General features: G+C 53.9%; 16 protein-coding genes. 7 read left to right on the top strand and 9 right to left on the bottom strand.

Annotation, left to right across the window (positions count from 1 at the left end):
* Positions 1-27 precede the first annotated feature (27 nt).
* On the bottom strand, positions 28-927 hold the full coding sequence (gene yegS, locus ACMWKA_RS03170; RefSeq protein WP_414759985.1) for a lipid kinase YegS: 900 nt from the start codon (positions 925-927) through the stop codon (positions 28-30).
* A 161-nt stretch (positions 928-1088) separates the two neighbouring features.
* A complete protein-coding gene (locus tag ACMWKA_RS03165; protein ID WP_335262300.1) occupies positions 1089-1694 on the bottom strand; it encodes a hypothetical protein in 606 nt (201 codons plus the stop codon).
* Positions 1695-2059: 365 nt separating this feature from the next.
* Between ACMWKA_RS03165 and ACMWKA_RS03160 the strand changes: the two genes are divergently transcribed.
* Both ACMWKA_RS03160 and ACMWKA_RS03155 read left to right on the top strand, forming a co-directional pair.
* On the top strand, positions 2060-2734 hold the full coding sequence (locus ACMWKA_RS03160; RefSeq protein WP_414759984.1) for a hypothetical protein: 675 nt from the start codon (positions 2060-2062) through the stop codon (positions 2732-2734).
* Positions 2735-2743: 9 nt separating this feature from the next.
* Positions 2744-3172: a hypothetical protein gene (locus ACMWKA_RS03155; RefSeq protein ID WP_248075852.1), complete on the top strand. Its 429-nt coding sequence runs from the start codon at positions 2744-2746 to the stop codon at positions 3170-3172.
* Between the two features lie 428 nt (positions 3173-3600).
* On the opposite strand, the gene yegQ is transcribed toward ACMWKA_RS03155, so the two are convergent.
* The 7 genes from yegQ to ACMWKA_RS03120 form a co-directional block, all read right to left on the bottom strand.
* The gene (yegQ, locus tag ACMWKA_RS03150) at positions 3601-4962 is read right to left on the bottom strand and encodes a tRNA 5-hydroxyuridine modification protein YegQ (protein ID WP_414759983.1); all 1362 of its coding nucleotides are present in this window, start codon (positions 4960-4962) and stop codon (positions 3601-3603) included.
* Positions 4963-5125: 163 nt separating this feature from the next.
* Positions 5126-5848: a two-component system response regulator BaeR gene (baeR, locus tag ACMWKA_RS03145; protein WP_013097904.1), complete on the bottom strand. Its 723-nt coding sequence runs from the start codon at positions 5846-5848 to the stop codon at positions 5126-5128.
* The gene (gene baeS, locus ACMWKA_RS03140; protein ID WP_020690175.1) at positions 5845-7248 is read right to left on the bottom strand and encodes a two-component system sensor histidine kinase BaeS; all 1404 of its coding nucleotides are present in this window, start codon (positions 7246-7248) and stop codon (positions 5845-5847) included. Before baeS ends, baeR begins: the two co-directional genes overlap by 4 nt.
* Positions 7245-8660: an MFS transporter gene (locus tag ACMWKA_RS03135; RefSeq protein ID WP_129327017.1), complete on the bottom strand. Its 1416-nt coding sequence runs from the start codon at positions 8658-8660 to the stop codon at positions 7245-7247. Before ACMWKA_RS03135 ends, baeS begins: the two co-directional genes overlap by 4 nt.
* Positions 8661-11738 carry a multidrug efflux RND transporter permease subunit MdtC gene (mdtC, locus tag ACMWKA_RS03130; RefSeq protein WP_128311421.1) on the bottom strand — a complete coding sequence of 1026 codons (3078 nt, stop codon included), beginning with the start codon at positions 11736-11738 and terminating at the stop codon, positions 8661-8663.
* A complete protein-coding gene (locus tag ACMWKA_RS03125; RefSeq protein ID WP_414759982.1) occupies positions 11739-14861 on the bottom strand; it encodes an MdtB/MuxB family multidrug efflux RND transporter permease subunit in 3123 nt (1040 codons plus the stop codon). It lies immediately after the preceding gene.
* On the bottom strand, positions 14861-16063 hold the full coding sequence (locus ACMWKA_RS03120) for an MdtA/MuxA family multidrug efflux RND transporter periplasmic adaptor subunit (protein WP_045903326.1): 1203 nt from the start codon (positions 16061-16063) through the stop codon (positions 14861-14863). Before ACMWKA_RS03120 ends, ACMWKA_RS03125 begins: the two co-directional genes overlap by 1 nt.
* 790 nt (positions 16064-16853) lie before the next feature.
* On the opposite strand from ACMWKA_RS03120, the gene ecpA reads away from it, so the two are divergent.
* From ecpA to ACMWKA_RS03095, 5 genes are read left to right on the top strand one after another with little or no spacing between them, the layout of a single operon-like run.
* Positions 16854-17438, top strand: a complete 585-nt coding sequence (gene ecpA, locus ACMWKA_RS03115; protein ID WP_013097898.1) for a common pilus major fimbrillin subunit EcpA — start codon at positions 16854-16856, stop codon at positions 17436-17438.
* A 52-nt stretch (positions 17439-17490) separates the two neighbouring features.
* Positions 17491-18165 (top strand): hypothetical protein, encoded by a 675-nt coding sequence (locus ACMWKA_RS03110; protein WP_013097897.1) that lies wholly within the window; start codon positions 17491-17493, stop codon positions 18163-18165.
* A gap of 54 nt (positions 18166-18219) precedes the next feature.
* Positions 18220-20712: a TcfC E-set like domain-containing protein gene (locus ACMWKA_RS03105; RefSeq protein WP_029881795.1), complete on the top strand. Its 2493-nt coding sequence runs from the start codon at positions 18220-18222 to the stop codon at positions 20710-20712.
* Between the two features lie 4 nt (positions 20713-20716).
* A complete protein-coding gene (locus tag ACMWKA_RS03100) occupies positions 20717-22333 on the top strand; it encodes a fimbrial protein (protein WP_414759981.1) in 1617 nt (538 codons plus the stop codon).
* Between the two features lie 17 nt (positions 22334-22350).
* Complete coding sequence (locus tag ACMWKA_RS03095) at positions 22351-23025, top strand: hypothetical protein (protein ID WP_013097894.1); 675 nt, start codon at positions 22351-22353, stop codon at positions 23023-23025.
* The last annotated feature ends 57 nt before the right edge of the window (positions 23026-23082 follow it).

Raw genomic sequence — 23082 nt, 5'->3', positions numbered from 1 at the left:
CTTTGGGAGAGGGCTGGGGTGAGGGGGTTAGCGCAGAAGCACACAATCCGGCGGCAACCGGCACAGCAGCGCGCCGGGCAATACCTCTATGCGGAAATGCTCCCCGCTCAACGGTTCCCCATCCAGATTAAACGTCATCCCGTGCGGGGCATTCACTTCGAACCACGCGGATTTTCCGGCAATAATGTTTGGGCTCTCTTCGGGCTGCGTCAGCGTGGTAAATAGCGCGGGCAGTAGGCCGTCGCCGGTGAAAATACGCAGCTGAAGCTGACCGTCATTAATCAGCGCCTCCGGGCAAAGCTGCTGCCCGCCGCCTGCCTGACGACCGTTGCCAATGCCAATCACCAGCGCGTCTCCCTGCCACTGGAAATCCTCGCCGCGAATTTCACAGCGGTCAGGCTTGAGGGTGTCCATGCGCATCAGGCCGTGGATCAGATAAGAGACACCGCCCAGCGCCGCTTTGAGTTTTTCCGGCGTTTCGCTGGTGATCCGCGTGCCGAACCCGCCCGTCGCCATGTTGATAAAGCAGGTTTTGTCATTCACCTGCGCAATGTCCACGGCGGTAGCTTTACCGAGGATCGCCAGTTGCAGGGCTTTACTTAACTCCTCCGGAATGCCAGCGCTGGTGGCAAAATCATTGGCGGTACCGAGCGGTAAAATGCCCATCACCGGGCGGTCTTCGGTGGGCAGGTCGACAAGCGCAGAGGCGATCTCATTGATGGTGCCGTCGCCGCCGCCGGAGATAATAGTCTCGACACCCAACGTCAGGCCTTCATGGATATACCGTGCCGCGTCGCCTTTTTCCCACGTGACCCGTACATGGATCCGCGCCCCGTCTTCCCGTAAATCAGTGATTACCTGACGCAGCAGATCGTTGCCTGCACTTTTACCATTGAGAATCAATAAACTGTCTGGATAGGTTGCCATCCTCGCTGCTCCCTTTTTTAGCGTTAGTAAGAGTGTATAGCAGTGACGAAAAAAGCGGGTAAGAACAGGATGAAAGGGAAAAATAAGGCCGCGTAAGCGGGGCCGTTATACCGCCAAACGAAGCCCGTAGCGCTTACATAGCATGCTCCTGTCAATTGCGGTTATCGTTTGAGCCCTGACATTTGCTTTGCCTCAATTTTCAACTGCTTACGCCAGACACGGTTATGTAGCGTTAGCGCAATGGAACGGTAAAAAATCGATGTATTCATCCACATGATGTTCAGACAGAAAAATCCCAGACCCAATAAAGAGGTTATTTGCGGCGTGTAATTGTCAACGGGGCCGAATAAAAGCGAAATCCATGTCGAGAGGAAATAAACGATGCTCATCAAGCCTGTCAGCGTAATGACAAAAATATGCAGTTTATATCCAGACAAAGAACCCCTTGTCGTCATAAACATCGTGCTCATCACTGCCAGACAATACACACTTGCTGCACTGAATACTCCCATCATGACTTTAAACTCTGGCAATTCAAGCCAGCGAAACAGCACCAACCAGAGGGAAACCTGCAGCATGGCGTAGCAAAAAATAGCAAGTAAGGTACTCAATGCCAAAGGAATTCCTGTCATATGTACACCCACAGGAACGCCAAATTGCGCTTTTAACTCTTCTTTTAATGACTCAAGCTGCTGTAGATCATCGGTCGCCATTTTACTTGTAACCACAGCACTTAATGCAAGGCTATTTTTAATGTATTTCATCATGGCTGGGTTAATAACTTCCTGTAAATGAAAAAGACTGAATTAAACCGAAAACATATTTACCCGTTTGTACAACATTCTGCGGATTCCTGGTATTACCTGAGATAGCGCTTCCAACAAAGGCTGAGGAATTTGAAATGGTGTTTAACAACTCACGCTAAGAGCAACTGCAATGATTCCTGCGCCACGTCGACGATAGCAAACGCCCCCGGTGTTGAAAACTCTGTTTCATCGCTGGTGGTGTTGAACAATGGGCCCCGCGAGGCGTTGGCTTCTAAGTCGATAAAACCAGAGTTAAGAAAGGTAGATTGAAGTAAAAACGTCCATTATGATGACCCTACAGGTTAGCCCAAAAGGAAATCATGACAATGAGCGTTGGATTAATTACAGACGCGCCAGGACGTTTCTACACCTTCCAGTCAACATTGCCCGCCGGTGAATATTTCGAATTTCGACCCCGCAACCCTCCACTGAACTCAAAACCCATTGTTGATGACGAAAGCGGGATGTGTATTGGTTATTCTGTCGCACAGGCTCCCGGTTTATGGCAGATTTACGATGCCGACGGCATGTTTGTCAGGCTGGAAGAAGCGCCATTAGAAGCCCCACTGATTGACCCAACAGACCTCGCTTTAATTGCCTTTGGTGCATTTCGTCTTTTTCGGGCAGGTAAGGCGTTACTGGAGAGTGGTGTCAAAACCGCCGTAACGGTGAGGCTCAGTGAGGCTACCATCAGTCTCTTGCGTGGCCGCCTTAAATTAGGCTTATCAGCGCGCGCCCTCAGGATGAGCGAGTCATCGGCAAAACACATGCTGACCCCAGGTCGTTATGTGCCGTTACAGATTCAGGAAAAGGCCATTCGCTATGGTACCAGAACGTCAGACCCACTAAAAAAGCCTGGGCTTTTCCGGTACGAAGCGCGTATGTATAAGCTTGTGGAAGACAGGCAAAATAAAGGCACTTATATTTATAAGTCTTATCGTCTTGAGGTTTTGGTCAGAGAAACTGACTGGACTATCATGCATTTTCAGTACATGCCGTAAGGGGGGATCATGATAGACATCACAAGCGGTGACAGACACCTTAAATTAACGCCTTATGAAAGGCTGACTGAGCCCGAGGAGCCAGCTTATAGCCGTATTATGGTATGGGTTGAATTCTCAATCCCTGCCTTAAAAACGGCGTTTGCTGCAGAGTTTTTTGTCGGTCAGTTAGAGCAATTCAGGCATGATATCCATAGTTTTCATCAGGCCTTAAAGACAGGGGCGAAATTTAAGGATATTAATTTAACCTCGGCATTTGAGCAGGTTATGCTTAAGTTTCATCAGGCACATTTTGCCGGGGCTGTTGGCGTCAGCCTGGTACTGAAGCCTGAAAACCATGCTGACAGTATTACGCTTGAGGATTCCTTCGATATTGATGAAAGCTATTTTCCAGACCTGCTCTCAGGTCTGGACGACATCATTTCATGGCAGAATTGACGCCTGAATGAATCCATAAAACCGGCACTCAATATGCCGGTTTTTTTATGTCCTTTTTCGCAATTTTCCCGTGTTTAAGTCGCGCATATCTCGGTTTGGGTCTCCTGATGCCCAGGCATCAAAAGCGACCTGATATCTTGTATCTGACGAAGCAGGGTAGCGCTAAGTTTGTGGGGATCCTTCAGCACAGATGCGGGATATATAATGAGGTGGTCAATATATGAGCATGATTAAGAACAAATCGTTTTATTAAAGCAAAAAAATAAGCCCACGTAAGGGAGATTACGCGGGCTAAGGAGGTGGTTCCTGGTACAGCTAGCATTTATGGGTTATGTTTTTCAGCGCTGGGGATAATACCCGTATTGAACGAAGCGGTATGTGATCCGATTCTAAGAATTTTCCCGGCGCGAAAAAATTTCCCTGGTTGACTATTTACTATGCGGATTTCGGGTGCTTTCACCGTTGAAATTGCGCATCAGCAGGGCAAACTCCAGCTCCACCTCTTCCGGTACCGGCAGCCAGACGGTATGGCCATTGCCCGGCGCAACCTCAATCGCTTCGCCTTTGCCGTTCTCCAGGTGTTCCAGCGTGAAGTTCATGTTGCCCTGTGGGGTCATCAGCTCCAGGCTGTCGCCTTTGGTGAACTTGTTTTTCACCGCCACGGCGGCCAGCGCACCTTTGCGCTCGCCGGTAAAATCGCCGACAGACTGCTGACGCTCGGACACAGAATAGCCGTGCTCGTAGTTCTGATAATCGTCATGGGTATGACGACGCAGGAAACCTTCGGTATAGCCGCGGTGCGCCAGACCTTCCAGAGTTTCCAGCAGGCTGGTGTCGAACGGTTTACCGGCTGCCGCGTCGTCAATCGCTTTGCGGTACACCTGTGCGGTACGCGCGCAGTAGTAATAGGATTTGGTGCGGCCTTCAATTTTCAGGGAGTGCACGCCCATCTGGGTCAGACGTTCAACGTGGGCGACGGCGCGCAGATCTTTTGAGTTCATGATGTACGTGCCATGCTCGTCTTCAAAGGCGGTCATGTACTCGCCCGGACGTTTGGCCTCTTCAATCATAAACACGCTGTCGGTTGGCGCGCCGATGCCCAGCGTAGGCTCAACGTTCGTAACCGGGATTGGCTCATGCTTGTGGACGATATTACCGATATCGTCCTCTTTGCCTTCCTGGACATTATATTCCCAGCGGCAGGCGTTGGTGCAGGTCCCCTGGTTCGGGTCGCGCTTGTTGATGTAACCGGAGAGCAGGCAACGCCCGGAGTAGGCCATGCACAGCGCACCGTGAACGAAAATTTCGATTTCCATATCCGGCACCTGGGTGCGGATCTCTTCAATTTCGTCGAGGGAAAGTTCACGCGACAGAATGACGCGGGTCAGCCCCATCTGTTTCCAGAATTTGACCGTCGCCCAGTTCACGGCGTTAGCCTGCACGGAGAGGTGAATATCCATCTCCGGGAAGTTCTCCCGAACCAGCATGATTAAACCCGGATCCGACATGATCAGCGCGTCCGGCCCCATATCCACCACCGGCTTCAGGTCACGGATGAACGTCTTCAGCTTGGCGTTGTGCGGCGCGATGTTGACCACCACGTAGAATTTTTTGCCCAGGGCATGCGCTTCGTTGATGCCGAGCTGCAGATTCTCGTGGTTGAATTCGTTGTTGCGCACGCGCAGCGAGTAGCGCGGCTGGCCCGCGTAGACGGCGTCGGCACCATAGGCGAAAGCGTAACGCATATTTTGCAGCGTTCCCGCCGGGGAAAGGAGTTCCGGTTTAAACATGTTTATTCTCGTTCTGATGACAGGTCAGATCCGCGTGCACCAGGTGCAGCGGTAAGGGGAGATCCCCCACTTTAAGGGCGGGCATTGTAGCGCTGCGGGGCAGGGAGGTAAAGCTTTGCCCCTCACCCCTTTGGGGAGAGGGTTAGGGTGAGGGGGCGTTTAGCTATGCAATCCTGCACGCATCCGCTTCCCAGCGGTATCCCACGCCATACACCGCGCGAATAAATGACTGTTCGGCGTCGAGCGCCTCCAGCTTACGGCGCAGGTTTTTGATGTGGCTGTCGATGGTGCGGTCTGTCACTACGCGGTAATCGTCATACAGGTGGTTGAGCAGCTGCTCGCGAGAGAACACTTTCCCCGGCTCGTGGGAAAGGGTTTTCAGCAGGCGGAACTCAGCAGGCGTGAGATCGAGAAGCTTGCTGCGCCAGCTGGCCTGGAAGCGGCTCTCATCAACAATCAGCGGGCTTTCGGCGTCCAGCACCTGAAGCTCGCGCTGCGGCTTACAGCGACGCAGAATGGTTTTCACGCGGGCGACCACTTCACGCGGGCTGTAGGGTTTGCAGATGTAATCGTCCGCGCCAATTTCGAGTCCCAGCAGGCGGTCGATCTCTTCGATTTTTGCCGTCACCATGACGATCGGCACGTCGGAGAAGCGACGAATTTCCCGGCACAGGGTAAGGCCATCGGTGCCGGGGAGCATCAGATCCAGCAGGATCAGATCCGGCGGCGTCTGGCGCACGTACGGTAACACCTGATCGCCATGGCTGATAAGCGACGGGGCGTAGCTGGCCGCACGTAAATAGTCGATCAGTAACTGCCCAAGCTTAGGCTCGTCTTCCACAATCAAAATGCGTGGCGTGTTTTCGTCAATCGGTAATTCGGTCATGCTTCTCTCGATAAATCCCGTTCCAGCGGTAACTCTACTGTAATGCTAACCCCGCCAAAAGGCGAATGGGCGGCACGCAGGGTGCCATTGTGCGCCTCGACGATATTAACGCAAATCGCCAGTCCCAGCCCGGAGCCGCCGCTGGCACGGTTGCGGGAGCCTTCGGTGCGATAAAAACGTTCAAACAGTTTTTCCAGCTGCGCATCCTGCACGCCGGGAGCGGAGTCGGCAAAGGTGAGGGCGAAGCGGCCGTTTTCCTGTCTGCCGGAGATGTGCAGTCCGCCACCGCTGTCGGTGTAGCGCAGGCTGTTTTCCAGCAGGTTGTTGAAGAGCTGCATCAGACGATCTTTATCGCCAAACACCACCGCGCTGTCCGGCAGGGATAGGTCAATGGTCAGGTTGCGGCTGGCAAAACGCTCGCGGAAAGCCCCGCTGATAACCTCCAGAATGTTGATCACATCCACCGGTGCTTTCTGGTAGGCCAGCGCCCCTTCGTCTGACATGGAGAGCTGGTGCAGATCGTCTACCAGTTTGGTCAGCGTACCCACTTCCGCCTGCAGCGAGGCCACGGATTCGGGCGTGAACTTGCGCACGCCGTCCTGAATGGCCTCCAGTTCGCCGCGCAGCACTGCCAGCGGGGTGCGCAGCTCGTGCGAAATATCGGCCATAAAATCGCGACGCATCTGCTGGTTTTTCTCCAGCGTACTGGCGAGCTGGTTAAAATCCTGCGCCAGCTTGCCCAGCTCATCCTGGCTGCGCGTGTCTACGCGGGTGGAAAAATCCCCGGCGGCCAGTTTATGCGTGCCTTCCACCAGCCTTTTCACCGGGGCGAGCAGGCCCCGCGCCAGCGGGAAGGTGGCAAGCGCGGCCAGCAGCGTGGAGAGGATGACGATCAGCCAACTGGCCCGGCGCTGCTGACGATCGAAGTTGATATCGGTGTTGCGCGTCAGGCGTTCCACTGGCGAGGCGATAACCCAGCCGACGGTGGCGTTATTCACTTTGATTGCCCGCCGGGTGCCGTCCGGGGGGATGGGCGCACGTGGGCCAACCAGCGTGCGCATATCCTGGTCGATCACCCAGAACTGGGTGCGCCAGCCGTGGGGCGGCATGCCCGGGCCGGGGCGGTCATCGCCGCTATCGTGCTCCAGCGAGCGCAGGATCTGGAAGATAAAACGGTCATTGTTACGTAAAAAACGCCAGTTCCCGTGCTGGGCATACTGCTCGCTCAGTGCATCGCTCAAACCCTGCAGGCGCTGCTCATTACCATGCTTAATGTAATCGATAAAACCGCGCTCAAAGCTGAGCCGCACGGCCCAGTGCATGGTGATCAGCAGGACAATACAGGTGGCAAAAATTGCCAGAAAGAGCTTACCGGTAATGCCCGGACGCCAGAATTTCATGATCCACTCCTCTTACTGCGCCGGATAACGACGTTCTTACGGGTATCATCCGGCACACGGGCGAAGATGAAAGCGGGCAGGGCGATGATAACCGCCATGCTGAGATACGTGTATAAAAAGACCTGATGCGCCACCGGCGTGTCGACGCTGAGATGATGCTGACCGTACATGCCGAGCAGTAAACCGGCAATGGTGACCCCCACGCTCATGGAGAGCTGCATGATCATCGACAGCAGACTGTTGCCGCTGCTTGCCAGCTCGTCCGGCAGATCCTTCAGCGTCAGGGTGTTCATCGACGAGAAGCGCATGGAGTTAATAATGCCCTGGCAGAACAGCACCAGCGGCAGGGCGTAGTACCAGCCCATCAGCGCTACGGCCATAAACAGCAGGCTGACCAGTGCCAGCCCCAGCGTGGCGGCCACCAGCACGTGGCGATAGCCAAAGCGGTTAACCACCTGCACCACAATGCGCTTCATTCCCATGCTGCCCAGCACCATCGGGATCATCATCAGCCCCGCGTGAAACGGTGAAAAACCCATACCGATTTGCAGGAACACGGGCGTCATAAACGGCAGCATGCCGCTGCCCACGCGCCCCGCAAAACTTCCGAACAGGCCAAGCCGGTAGGTAGGGTTTTTAAACAGCGTCAGGCTGAACAGCGCCCGGTCGTTTCCTCTGGCATGCCACAGATACCACAGAATGGCGCTCATCCCGATAACGATCAGAATGGCGAGCGTCAGTGAGGAGATTCCCAGCCCTTTTTGCCCATCGAGAGCGAGGGTCAGCGTCGCCATACCGGTGGCGAGCAACAGAAAACCGATTACATCAAAGCGCCGCGTCTGCAGGGTGTAGTTGGGCATCAACGCCAGGGTGGCGATAGCACCAATAATGCCCACCGGCAGGTTGATGAGGAAAATCCAGTGCCAGGAGGCATATTCCACGAGTATCCCGCCCAGCGCCGGACCAAGCAGCGGACCCACCTGGCCTGGTAAGGTCACAAAAGTCATTGCCGCCATATACTGCTCGCGCGGGACGATTTTCATCACCGTCAGTCGCCCGACTGGCACCATCATAGCCCCACCGACGCCCTGCAGAACGCGTGCCATTATCAACTGATCCAGCGTATTCGCCATCGCGCAACACAGCGACCCCGCGGTAAACAGCACGATAGCGGTGAAGAAGATATTGCGCACCCCCACTTTGTCCGCCAGCCAGCCGCTGGCAGGGAGCATCACGGCAACGGTCAGCACGTAGGAGACAATCACCATATGCATGTGCAGCGGGCTCTCCCCCAGGCTTTTTGCCATTGAGGGGAGGGCGGTGTTGACGATGGTGGTATCCAGCGACTGCATAAAAAAGCCGAAGGCCACTATCCATAATTGCCAGCGAACGTTACTGGGAAGATCAGTCATTTACCCGGTCACCGTAGTTCTGTCTTTACGTGAAAAACGCAGCCGCAGGCGGTCAAAGAACAGATAGACCACCGGCGTGGTGTAGAGCGTCAGGAGCTGACTCATCACCAGCCCACCGACAATAGTGATCCCCAGCGGCTGGCGCAGCTCTGAACCATCACCACCGGAGATCACCAGCGGCAGCGCGCCAAACAGCGCCGCCAGCGTGGTCATCATGATCGGACGAAAACGCAGCAGGCAGGCCTGGAAAATCGCCTCTTCTGGCGTCAGGTTGCCGTTACGCTGAGCCTCCAGCGCAAAGTCCACCATCATGATGGCGTTTTTCTTCACAATACCAATTAACAGCATGATCCCGATTAAGGCGATGAGGCTAAAGGGCGCGCCAAACAGCTCCAGCGCCAGCAACGCCCCCACGCCTGCCGATGGTAGCGTCGAGAGAATGGTCAGCGGATGAACATAGCTCTCATACAGCACGCCAAGCACGATATAGACCGTGGCAATGGCCGCCAGAATCAAAATCACCTGCGAATTCATCGTCTCCTGGAAGACCTGCGCGGTCCCGGCAAAACTGCCGCGCACGGTCGAGGGCACGCCGAGCTGGGTCATGGCACGGTCGATGGCCTCGCTGGCCTCGGAAAGCGACGAGCCGGTGGGCAGGTTAAAGGAGATTGTGGACGCTGCCGACAACCCCTGATGGTTCACAGAGAGCGGCGCGTTAGCGGGCCGCCAGCTGGCGAAGTAAGAGAGCGGGATCGCTTTACCGTCGTTGTTAATGACAAACATTTTATCCAGCGCGCTGATGTCCTGGGTATAGCGCGGGTCCACTTCCATCACCACCTTGTACTGGTTCATTGGCTGATAGATGGTGGAAATCTCGCGCTGGCCAAAGGCGTTGTTCAGCAGACTGTTGGCGGCTTCAACGTTAATGCCCAGCCGCGACATGGTTTCACGATCGTAGGTCAACGCCATCTCTGCCCCGTTGTCCTGCTGATCGGAGTTCACGTCCGCCAGCTGCGGCAGGGCGGCCAGCGCTTTACGGATTTTGGGCTCCCACTCGCGCAGCGCGGCCAGATCGTCAGAGAGCAGGGTGTACTGGTAGCTGGCGTTCGCCTGACGTCCGCCCACGCGGATATCCTGAACGGCCATCAAAAACAGGTTGGCGCCTGGCTCTTTGGCGAGCTTCATTCGCAGCCGGTCTATCACCTGCTGCGCCGTTTCATTGCGCTCGCCGCGCGGCTTAAGGGTGATAAACATCATCCCGCTGTTAACGCGTGACCCGCCGGTAAAGCCGGTGACGTTATCCACCGCCTTGTCTTCGCGGATGATCTTCATAAAATCCTGCAGCTTGCCGCGCATCGCCTGGAAGGAAATACTCTGGTCAGCCTGGATGCCGCCCATCAGCACGCCGGTGTCCTGCTCAGGGAAGAAGGTTTTCGGGATGGAGATATACAGCCAGATGTTGAGCGCGATGGTGCCGACAAGCACCAGACCAACCAGCCGCGTATGGTTGAGCACCCACTTCAGCGATTTTCCGTACCCTTCCTGCATTGCCAACAGGAAACGGCCAAACCCTTTACGACGCGGCTGCGAGTGCGGTTTGCTGCGCTTTAGCATCCAGCCGCACATCATTGGCGTGAGCGTTAGCGAGATAATCAGCGAGATGCCGATAGCCACCGAAAGGGTGACGGCAAATTCGCGCAGAAGTCGCCCCGGCAGCCCGCCCATCAGCAGCAGCGGCAGGAAGACCGCCACCAGCGACAGGCTCATGGAGAGCACCGTAAAGCCCACTTCGCGCGTGCCCTGCAGGGCGGCCTGCAGCGGTTTTACCCCGGCTTCCAGATGGCGGGAAATATTCTCCAGCACCACGATGGCGTCATCCACCACAAAGCCGGTGGCGATGGTCAGCGCCATCAGCGACAGGTTGTTCAGGCTAAAGCCGCACAGGTACATGGCGGCGAAGGTACCAATCAGCGACACCGGTACCGCAACGGCGGGAATAAGCGTTGCGCGGCCCGAGCGCAGAAACAGGAACACCACCAGGATCACCAGCCCGACGGAGATCACCAGCGTCTGTTCCACCTCTTCAAGCGAGGCGCGAATGGTCGGCGAACGATCCTGGGCAATCTGCAGATCAATAGCGGCCGGAATGGTCTTCTGTAACTCCGGCAGACGCGCGCGAATGCTGTTTACCGTTTCAATAATATTGGCTTCCGGCAGCTTGCGGATCATCAGCAAGATGGCCGGTTTGGCGTTGGTCATCCCGGCGTTGCGCACGTCCTGCACCGAGTCGGTGACGCTGGCTACGTCGCTTAAACGTACCGCCGCGCCGTTATTGTAGTGGATGATGAGCGGCTGATATTCGGCGGCGGTTTTGAGCTCGTCGTTGGTCTGGATCTGCCAGCGGTGGCTGTTGCTCTCTATCGCCCCCTGCGGCCTGCGCACGTTGGCGCTGCTGATGGCGGAGCGCACATCATCCAGCGACACGCCCTGGTTAAACAGCGCCTGCGGGTTCAGGCCGACGCGCACGGCGGGCAGGGAGCTACCGCCAACGCTCACGTCACCCACGCCGTTTATTTGTGAGATCGTCTGCGCCAGCTGGGTCGACGCAAAGTCGTAGAGCTGCCCCTGGGAATAGGTGTCCGAGGTCAGCGTCAGGATCATAATCGGCGCGTCGGACGGGTTGGCTTTACGGTAGGTCGGGCGGCTTGGCATTCCGCTCGGCAGCAGGCTTTGCGCGGCGTTGATCGCCGCCTGCACGTCGCGCGCCGCACCGTTAATATCCCGGTCGAAGCTGAACTCCAGAATGATGCGCGTGCTGCCGAGCGAGCTGCTGGAGGTCATCTCGTTGACCCCCGCAATTCGCCCGAGCGAGCGTTCCAGTGGCGTGGCAACCGACGAGGCCATGGTCTCTGGCGACGCGCCCGGCAGCGATGCGCTGACCATGATCACCGGAAAATCCACCTGCGGCAGGGGGGCCACCGGCAGCAGGCGGAAGCCCAGCACGCCGCACAGCGTAATGGCGAGCGAGATTAAAATCGTCGCCACCGGGCGGTAAATGAAGAGGGCGAAAAACTTCACTTACGCCTCCTCTTCACGTTTGGGGAAGCGGCTTTTGGTCCACAGGGCCAGTTGGTCAAACAGCAGGTAAATCACCGGCGTGGTGAACAGCGTCAGCACCTGGCTCACCAGCAGACCACCGACCATGCCGATACCCAGCGGACGGCGCAGCTCTGCACCGACGCCGGTGCTGAGCATCAGCGGCAGCGCGCCCAGCAGGGCGGCGAGCGTGGTCATCAGGATCGGACGAAAACGCAACAGACAGGCCTGGAAGATGGCGTCTCGCGGCGACATGCCCTGCTCGCGCTCGGCGGCAAGGGCGAAGTCGATCATCATGATGGCGTTTTTCTTCACGATCCCGATAAGCAGAATGATGCCGATAATGGCGATGACGTCCAGTTCGCTGCCCGCCAGCATCAGGGCCAGTAGCGCACCCACCCCGGCAGTCGGCAGGGTAGAGAGGATGGTGATTGGGTGGATAAAGCTTTCGTACAGCACCCCAAGGACGATGTACATCGCCACCACGGCAGCCACGATCAGCCAGATGGTATTGCCCAGCGCAGCCTGGAACGCCAGGGTGCTGCCCTGGAACTGGGTCTGAATATCAGACGGGAAGTTGAGTTCTTTCTCCGCGCCCAGAATGGCCTCGACCGCTTCACCCAGCGAATAGTTGTCCGGTACGTTGAACGAGATGGTGGTGGACGGGAACTGATCGAGATGGTTAATCGACAGCGGCGTATAACGCTCCTCCACGCTGGCTATGGCGCTTAACGGCACAATACCACCGTCTTTGCTGGTCAGGCGCACCGAGTCCAGCGCGGCCAGGCCGGGCGTGTTATCGGTGTTGTGTTCCAGCACCACGCGATACTGATTCGCCTGGGTATAAATGGTGGAGATGAGGCGCTGACCAAAGGCGTTATAGAGCGCGTTGTCCACGTCGGACATGGTGATGCCCAGCCGGCTGGCAGTATCGCGATTGACATTCACATATGCCGCCAGCCCTTTGTCCTGCCAGTCGCTGCTGACGTCAGAAAGCTGCGGCAGCGCCTTGAGTTTGTTGACCAGTTGCGGTACCCACGTGCTCAGCGCATCAAGGCTGGTCGCCTGAAGCGTGAACTGGTACTGCGTGCGGCTGACCTGGGTATCGATGGTCAAATCCTGAATTGGCTGCAGGTAAAGTTCAATGCCCGGCACGCGCGCCACGGCAGTTTGCAGCCGCTCAATAACGGCGTTGACCCGATCGTCGCGGTCATCCAGCGGCTTGAGGTTGATCTGCAGACGCGCACTGTTCAGCGACGGGTTGGTGCCATCGACGCCCACATACGCGGTCAGGCTTTCCACCGCCGGATCTTTCATGATGATGTCAGAGACCTGCTGCTGACGCTGCGCCATACTGGCGAAGGAGACCGACTGGGGCGCCTGAAGCGTGCCCTGAATAATGCCGTTGTCCTGGATGGGGAAAAAGCCTTTCGGGATAACGATCCACAGCATGACGCTGAGTGCCAGCGTGCCGAGCGCCACGCCGAGCGTCGCCCACGGGTGGTTAAGCACTTTTGCCAGCACCCGGCCGTAAGCGGCAATGATCCGTTCGAACATCCGCTCAGAGGCGCGAGAGAAACGGTTTTGCTTGCGCAGGGATTCATGGCTCAGCATGCGGGCGCACATCATTGGCGTCAGGGTCAGCGACACCACGGCAGAGATCAGAATGGCGACCGCCAGCGTGACGGCAAACTCGCGGAACAGTCGCCCGACGATATCGCCCATAAACAGCAGCGGGATCAGCACCGCAATCAGCGAGAAGGTCAGCGAGATAATGGTAAATCCGATCTCGCCCGCACCTTTCAGCGCAGCGGCCAGCGGTTTTTCGCCTTTCTCGATATAGCGCGAGATGTTCTCGATCACAACGATGGCATCATCCACCACGAAGCCGGTGGCGATGGTGAGCGCCATCAACGTCAGGTTGTTGATCGAAAAATCGAGGAACACCATCACGGCAAATGTTCCCACCAGCGAGAGCGGCACGGCAACGGCGGGAATGATGGTTGCCGGTACGTTGCGCAGGAACAGATAGATGATCATCACCACCAGCGCAATCGCCAGCATCAGCTCAAACTGGGTATCGGTAACCGACGCGCGAATGTTGGTGGTACGGTCGGAAAGCACCTTCACAGTGACCGATTTGGGCAGGCTTTCAATAAGCTGCGGGAGCATGGTGCGAATGCTGTCGGCGGTTTCAATGATGTTAGCGCCCGGCTGGCGCTGCACGTTCATCACAATCGCCTGCTGTTTGTTGGCCCACGCACCCAGCCAGCTGTTTTCTGCGCCTTGCTCAACGGTGGTGACGTCACCCAGACGTACCGGCGCACCGTTCTGGTAGGCAATAATCAGCTGACGGTACTCATCGGCAGACTGCATCTGATCGTTAGCCGAGAGCGTCACGGCGCGGGTGGGGCCGTCCAGCGAGCCTTTCGCCGAGTTAACGTTGGCGTTGCTGATGGCGGTGCGGATGGTTTCGCTGGTCAGCCCCAGCGCAGCGATGGCCTGCGCGTTAAGCTTCACGCGCACCGCCGGGCGTTGTCCGCCCGCCAGCGTTACCAGCCCGACGCCGGAGACCTGGGAGATTTTCTGCGCCACGCGGGTTTCGACCATGTCTTCCACCTGCGTCATTGGCATGGCGGAAGAGGTGACAGCAAGGGTCATGATTGGCGGATCCGCCGGGTTTACTTTGCTGTAGACCGGCGGGTTAGGCAGGTCTGACGGCAGCAGGTTGGTGGCGGCGTTGATCGCAGCCTGCACCTCCTGCTCGGCCACGTCCAGTGACAGCGAGAGCTGGAACTGCAGCGTTACCACCGATGCCCCACCGGAGCTTTGCGATGACATCTGTTTCAGGCCCGACATCTGACCAAACTGGCGTTCCAGCGGAGCGGTAATGGCGGAGGTCACCACATCCGGGCTGGCGCCAGGATAGAGGGTAACGACCTGAATGGTGGGGTAATCCACTTCCGGCAGCGCCGAGACGGGCAGGAAGCGATAGCCAATAATCCCGGCGAGCAGGATCGCCACCATCAGCAGCGTGGTGGCAACAGGGCGCAGAATAAACAGGCGTGATGGCCCACCTGTTGCGCCTGGGGGCATGACCTGCATCAGGAGTTCGCTCCCTGTTTCGCGGGTTCAACCACTTCGACTTTGGCGCCTTCGGTCAGACGATCGATACCGTCCGTCACCACGCGGTCGCCCGCAGAGAGTCCGGCGCTGATCACAACCGTCTGGCTGTCCTGAATCCCGGTTTTCACCAGGTGCTTGCTGACTTTATTGTCGCTGTTCAGCACCCAGACGAAGTTACCTTCGTTGCCCATCTGCAGCGCGGCGGTGGGGATCACCACCGCGTTTTCTTCCGTCGCCACCAGCATGCGTGCATTTACAAACTGATTCGGGAAGAGGGCGTCGTCCTGGTTGTTAAAGCGCGCTTTCAGCTTGATGGTGCCGGTGGTGGTGTCGATCTGGTTATCCAGGCTAAGCAAAGAACCTTCGCTCAATTTCTGCTTGTTGGTACGGTCCCAGGCTTCCACCACCAGCCCCTTTCCGGCTTTCTGCGCCTGCACCACCGTCGCAATTTCGCTTTCCGGCAGAGTGAAGACTAAATCAATTGGGTGGGTCTGGGTTATGACCACGATGCCCGTGGTATCTCCGCTTGAGATCTGGTTGCCGATATCGACCTGCTTGAGGCCAACGCGTCCGTCAATTGGCGCGGTGATGCGGCTCCAGTCAAGCTGCAGCTGTGCGCTGGCCACCGCGGCTTCGTCAGCTTTGATGGTGCCCTGGGTTTCGCTGACCAGCGATTGCTGCGTGTCCAGCTCCTGACGAGAGACCAGGTTGGTTTTCACCAGCTGCTGGTAGCGCGCCAGATCGCGCCGGGCGTTAGCGAGCGTGGCTTTGTCTTTGGCAAGCTGCCCCTGAGCCTGGGCAAGGGCGACTTTGAACTGGCTTGGGTCGATCTCGGCCAGTAAATCGCCAGCTTTCACCTGCTGACCTTCCTGGAAGTGGATCGCCATGAGCTGACCGTCGACGCGGCTGCGTACTGTGACGGTGTTGGCGGCGGTAATGGTCCCGAGGCCTGTGAGATAGCGAGGAACGGCTTTATTCACCGCGGTGGCCGCCTGAACCGGTGCCAGCGCGCCGCCTCGCATACCGTGACGACCCCCGCCCGCAGGGCGTTTTGACTGACTGCTGGCGCCTGCCGGAGTAGAAGGCTCGGCGGATTGAGTGTGCCAGTACCAGGCGGCGGCAAGGACCACCACAATGATGCCAGCGGCGATTGCCCAGCGGGATTTGTTACTGCCTTTCATCGTTATACGTTCTCATCCTGAAACACTTCGGGGAATGATACTAGTTTAGTCAGGTCAGTCGGCAGAAAAATGGAGGAAATATGGAAGACTGTCGGGAATTGTCTGAATGGCGGAGAGGGCAATGTGACACCGTGTGCACGGGCATAAGATGCTATCTCATCGCTTTGAGTGAAAGCGGCGAAGAACAGCAACACGTTGTGATAAATGCGCGAAATAAACCGTATCATTCGAATACCAGGATTTTTATAATATTCGCGGAATATTCTTATTTTTATAAATAACCAAGAAAATAATGAATTTCTCGTGCGTTATTACTTTTAGGTTGCGTATAAGAATTTTCCTTGATTTATTTATTTGCGTTAGGAATATTTCATTTTTTACTAAAGTGGGTTGTTTTTGTAGCATTTTTTTAACAAGTTTTTTCTTTTCTGAGGGTTTTCATAGTTTATTGATTTGAAATGTTTTTTAATCCTTTGAATCTTTTTTTAATTTTGATTTGCATCAAAAAGCAAGAATGGATGAAAATTTTTTAATTTGATTATTTTTTAGATTTAAAAACTTAGTTATGAATTTTTATGGTTTTAAGTTCTAATCTGTAGGTGTTTACTTATCTTCAAGACAAGAAAATTCCTAATGATGTTGAGGATTTGATAATTTCATGCTGTTGCTGTTAACAATATCTCGGAACATAATTTTTCGGCGCGGCAATTCTCGCTCGCAATTAAATGGAGCTTCCCGGTTACTTATTATGAAAAGTGCCAGGTTGCGCGTTTGTTCTTAGGAGAAGAAAATGAAAAAATTATTACTGGTGGCCTCTCTGGTTTCTGTTTTCGCAGCAGCAAATGCAATGGCTGATGTTACTGCATCTGCCACTGCGTCATGGGATGCTACAGCAACAAAAGATACAACTAGCATGCTGGTTGTTACTCCGCTGAACTCGCTGACATTCCAGTATGCGGAAGGTCTGAATGCTTTTAATACTCAGGATGGTGCTTTTGACATTACGATCCAGGGACAGGAAAGTGCAACCGACTTTGAACTGACTGCACAGGTCATTAGCAATACCCTAACCAATGCAAGCGGCGATGCATCTACTCTGGATGTCGGTGTTGCCTGGAACGGTAATGCACTTTCCAGTTCCGCTGAAACCGTTCTGGTTAATGCCTCATCAACTTCTGGTCTGGAAAGTCTGATGGCTGACGGTGCTTATAACGGTGCTGAACGCGTGAGCGATCAGTCCAGCTTTAAGTTCTCTATCGCCTCTGCGACGTCTGATGGTTCAACAGCTGTCACTGACTATTCTGCTTTGCCTGATGGCTACTGGACAGGCGATGTGAAAGTACAGTTCAACGCGACCTGGACCACGCCTGCGTAATGAATGAAAAAATTCGGGAGATTTTTCTCCCGAATTTCTTAGGAATGTACTGATGAATAAATATTTACCCTTTGCCATATTGGCGGGGATCGCTACGTCTTTTTCCAGTTGGGCAATTAATGTGGGTGATATCACGTCGATAATGACTTCCGAGCAGAGTTCATTATCGAAAGAGATTATCAACACGACGAATTCCGCACGCTATGTCAGCGTTACGGTGAAACGACTCTCATCACCGTTGCCTGATGGCACCGAAATAAGCATTAATCCAGGCGAATTACTGTCTACACCCGCCAGCCTTATTCTTCCAGGCGACGCGAAAGATGTTTTCCGCTTTTTCTATAAAGGGCCAGAGGATGATAAAGAACGCTATTATCGCCTGCAATGGATCGATGAACCTGTGAGCGAAAGCGCAGCAACGAAAGCGGGCAAAGCCGCGACGGCAACGGCTTCAGCGGAAATTGGGACTATTTTAGTTGTAGCTCCGCGTAATGAGCGCTTCAACTACAGTCGTCAGGACGATTTGATCATCAACACAGGCAATGTCTCTTTCCGCGTGATTGCCTATGGCGTGTGTAAGGATCCCGCTCAGGACCAGGGGCGGGGATGCCGGGAACGCTATTACGTTATGCCTGGAACCAAAATAAGGCTTCAAAAAAGCGATGTATCAAACAGCCGCACTCGTATTGGCATTTGGCATGGCAAGCAATTTATTACAGTGAAGTAATGCACGACGCCATTACCGGTGCCAATAATAAAATGCTGAAGTGTAAGGATGCATATGTCATTTAAATATTTTATTGGAGGGAGTGTATTTCTCTCTTTAGCGTTAACACCAGGGGCCGTTCATTCCGCCCCCGTTAAAATTGGTCATTATGTCATTCCTGGTACTTTTGCGCGCTCTCTGGAGCAAGGGATGACAGTTCCGGTGTTTATTCGGTATCAAGAGACGGACGAAAAAAGCCAGCAAAAAATTGCTGATGCGGTGATCTCATTGGTTGACGGGAATATTACAGTCAAATCGATAATGGTTTCTGACTTGCCAAACAATGCTGTGCTGGCGGATAAAACGCGCGAGATGGTAGAAAAAATAGGCAATGTGAAATTTAAGGACAACACCGCTATTGCCCTTACGCCTGAAGCACGTCTTCAACTGAACATTTCATCGTTCCACCTGGAGATGATCGTCAGCAGGGACGCGTTGACCGAGGCTGTTGTGGCGCGCAGCTCCTTGTTAGGTCCGTCAAGCGTTGACCGGTTAACTAACGTGCTCAATTACAGTTTTGGTACCTATTACAATGATTATCAAAACGGCAACAGTTCCCGCAGCTATTTAACGCTGGATAATACAACGTCACTTCGTGAGCACCATTTTAATATTAATGGTTCGGTATATGGTATTGGTGAAAGTAATGGTTCCAGCAACGTTTATCGGGCGATGTACGAGCGCGATTACGAAGGTTATCGCCTGGCATTAGGAATGCTTGATACGTGGAATGTCCAGTCTATTGCCAGTCTTAACGCCTTAAACGGCGGAAAAATCTACGGTGCAAGCTACGGAAATAAAGGCAGCACCGTTGTCGAAAATACCTCCCTTTCGCTGACCCCGATTACGGTCTTTTTACCGGCAGCTGGGGAGGTGCATGTATTTCGTGACGGACGCCTGCTGAGCGTTCAGAACTTTAACATGGGCAGCTACGAAATTGACACCAGCCGTTTCCCTTACGGGGTGTACGACGTTACGGTGGATATTGTCGTCAATGGGCGCACGGTCAATACCCGCATGAGTCGCGTAAATAAAATCTTCTCACGCCAGCAGGCGGCGGGGCTGCATGAGATCTCATGGCAGGTCTTTGGCGGTTCGCTTGATTACGATCGCGTCAGTTATAAGCGCAATCATTACCGTGACTTAGGCAGTGAACAGAGCTGGATTGGAGGGGGCGCGGCTTCTCTGACGCTGGCGGTGCTTTCCGGCCTGAATATGAAGTCAACGCTTTACGGTTTTGATTCCAATGCGGTTAACGAAACTGATATCACGTTAAATGTGAACGAATACGTGAGTGTGGGTGCGCAAACGATGCTGGCAAATGATGGAACCTGGCGAAATGTCAGCAATGTGAATGTCAGCGCACCCGGTGGATTTGGCTCAGTGTGGGCCTCTCGGGAAGACAGCAAAATTGGTGACCGTTTGCCGGTGCAAGAACGTGATAACTACTCCATTGGCGGCACGATCAACCTGGGAAGCGTTATTCCACACGGAGGATCGCTAACGCTAAGCCAGACGGAAAACCGCTATTCAGGCAATAAGTATCGCAATATAGATTACAGCACAACACTTTATGCCGGACGGTATGCCACTGTCGGTCTGCGGGCGGGTGTACAGCGCTACTTCTATAACAACACGAATGATGACGGTCGTCAGGAGCGTTATGTCAGCCTGGACTTCTCGTTACCACTGGCCTCCTGGTTAAGTGTGGGCGCATCGCGCGATCGTTACGGTGCGACGCAGGGCAATATCAGCGCTCGTAAACAGTTTAAAGATGGCCCAATCACCTCAGCAGGCGTTTCTGCCTCGACGCGCCTGAGCGGAGAGCAGAATTACGGCAACGATTATTCCGTCAATGGCAATGTCAGTTACAGCACCCAATATAACGCCGGGACGGTCTCTGTCACTCGTTCAGCAGATAACTCGACTAACATGAACTTCTCTTCTCTCGGGGCAATAGCCTGGGCTGGCGGTGATGTTGGTCTGAGTAATGAGCGACAACGCTCGGGGATCATTGTTAAAACGGGTCTGGCAGGCGATGGAAAACTGGCAGCAAAAGTCAATAACCGCAATTACCTGTTGAGCGGTAAATCGACCTTTATTGCGCTCCCTCCGTATGCGCAATACAAACTGGAAATTATGAACGACCGGAACTCCGAAGACAGCTTCGATATTGTTTCCGGACGCAAACACGCGATGAACTTGTATCCAGGGAATGTGAGCGTTGTTGCACCGGAAGTGAAAAGTATGGTGACCGTATTTGGTCGCGTCCGCTATCCCGATGGGCAACTGGCGGCGAACACAGATATCCATAATCACATAGGCAAAACTCGGACTGACGGGAAAGGTGAGTTTGCGATCGATATCGATAAAAAGTATCCCATCATTACCCTGGTATCAGCTAATGGAAGTATCTGTGAAGCCGATTTGGATCTGGATAAAGCCAGGGGGGCCGCGTGGGTGGGTGATGTTAAATGTGCACTGCAATCGACAATGGCGAAGAGGTAATTCTATGAAAAAAAGTGCAAATATTATTATTCCTTTACTCATTGTCGGTGCCTTAACACCCTTTACAGCGAAAGCGTTGACGGCGACATCCTCCGGATCTGTCAGTAATAATTTTATGTTTATCGAAAATGCCATTGATGGTGAGTATTTTATTACTCCTTCCTCGCTTGATCCACGTTTCAGCGGGTCGAATACCTGGGTGAAATATGGAACTTCCCAGGTAAGTCTAGGCTATTTAGGCTACGTAGGTTGGCTGGCACCGGCGAATAACTATCAGGATATGTGGATTGATAATTCCCCAATCGATGGACCGTTTAGCGGTATTCGTTGCTACAGTGGAACGCAGTGCCCAACGACAGGGTATATTACGGGTCAGGGAACGGACAGCAACGGTTTCTACCATGCTCAGGTCGGGTCTGTCGCCGGTGTGGTCGGCGGGGCATATGGGTTTGCCTCCCTGAGTGACTCTGCCTACGAATATTTCCGCAATATGGTCACCGGAAGTAGCGAAACATATGTTTTCAATCGCTGTTATACCTCGGTCAATTATGATTACGCGGCAGGCGAGCGCTGCAAAGATCAGTCCTCAGGACGCTGGAACTACGTAAACTACACGTTAACCAAACGCGGCCATCTGGCACTGGAATCGACCAGCGCCTTCCAGGAACTGTGGATCGCCAGCGACGGCACGCCGAGTATTACCAATGATTCAGGTGCCTGTGAGTTGGGCGTCGTCAGTAACGTGAGCGGTGTTATCTGCAAAATGGTCAGCTATAATCTTCAGCAGACAGCTAACCTGACGGCATCATTGACGTTCAGGGCGTATGTGGATTCAACAGCGCTTGGATTTACCCCTGCAGCGGCCACCGTGCGGTATTCCGGTAATGGCTCCACATGGTATAACTTCAGTGCATCGACGGCGTATTACAACGTGTTCACCACCAGCGGTGAATATGTGTACCTCTTTTTGTCGCAGACATTTCTCAAAAATCTGGTCAATGCGGGCGTCAGTATTACGAATAGCCAGCCGTTTACCTTTGCGTTTACTAATGCTCTAACACCTGAGTCAGGTTATTACCAGTTCACGCCTTCGTTACAGCTTAATATCGTACCTAAGGAGTATGGGATAAGTATTATTTCATCTAATAATACAACGTCTGCTAGCGGTAGCGGCACTATTGGCGAGGATACGCCAATAAGAATGGATTATACCGTTACTGTTTCAGGCCCTCGCCAGGCTGACAGCATTACCGCGCAAGTTATTGGCGATAGCACAACGTTAAATGACACGCCGTACTGCCTGTTTACGTCCGCACAAGGTGGAGTAAGTGTACCGATACCGGCCTATCTTGAGTATAACAACCAGTCAGGTAGTGTGACTCAGGCAAGAAATAGCTGTGGTGAAGCGGCCATAAGCCTGAATGATGCTCTGTGGCAACAAACGCCCTGGGACGCCAACAATACTGATGACGGGAGTTACTTCAATACCCGTTTATCACTGCTCTTTCCGATGGACGATTCTCGCTCTGCTTTAACGGTATCAGGTTCTGACTGGGAAGGCGTGGTCAGCGCCAGTGGGGAGATAAAAGTCATGGCGAACTGGGTAGGGGTGACAAAATGACCGGATGGCGTGTGGCTATGATCGTTACTGGTTTGGCTCTCCTGGCGTTATTTAGCCTGCCCGCACGCGCCTTGTATCTTGATTCAACCATTTTTGACATGGCGGCGGATAAATCCTTTATCAGCAAACGTGTTTTTAATGACAGCCACAAGCAGAATATTTACAGCATTTCGGCGGTGAAAATTGATAAGCCCGGGCCTGGCGGGGAGCGTCGCCAGGCTATCGAAGAGGGCGAATTACTGTTTGCACCGCTTAATTTCTCTCTGGCACCGGATGCAGGAGAGTTTTTCAAGATTTTCTATCGTGGTCCGCAGGATGACAAGGAGCGCTACTACCGTGTGCAGTTTACTGAAATGCCCATCACCCTTTTCCCGGAGCGCAACAGGGGTAAAAAGAGCGAAGCGATACCAGCTATCGCACTGGAAACCATTCTGGTTGTTCGGCCACGAAAAATGAATTTGCATTATATGCTGGATGAGCAGAAAGGGGTTCTTGAAAATACAGGAAATACCTTTTTTAAAATCATTGTTCAAAAGGGGTGCAATTCGACCGATGATGAAGCGACCATTCGCTATATTCTACCGGGAGAAACGTACCGAAGCCCCGAACTGAAAGCACAAAATAAAAAATTTATAGTGGCTTTGCAAAAGTATATCCCTGTTGGTAGTGGATGTTTTACACATGCCTCATAAAATTGGAACAAACTATTCTTGTATTGCTAACTATCTGGTGTGAATATATTCTGTATC

Source organism: Enterobacter sp. 03-F-07-AD-ECC (assembly GCF_047530935.1).
GTDB lineage: Bacteria > Pseudomonadota > Gammaproteobacteria > Enterobacterales > Enterobacteriaceae > Enterobacter > Enterobacter cloacae.
The sequence above is the reverse complement of the archived record's forward strand: the minus strand, read 5'-3'. Positions and strand labels throughout refer to the sequence as shown.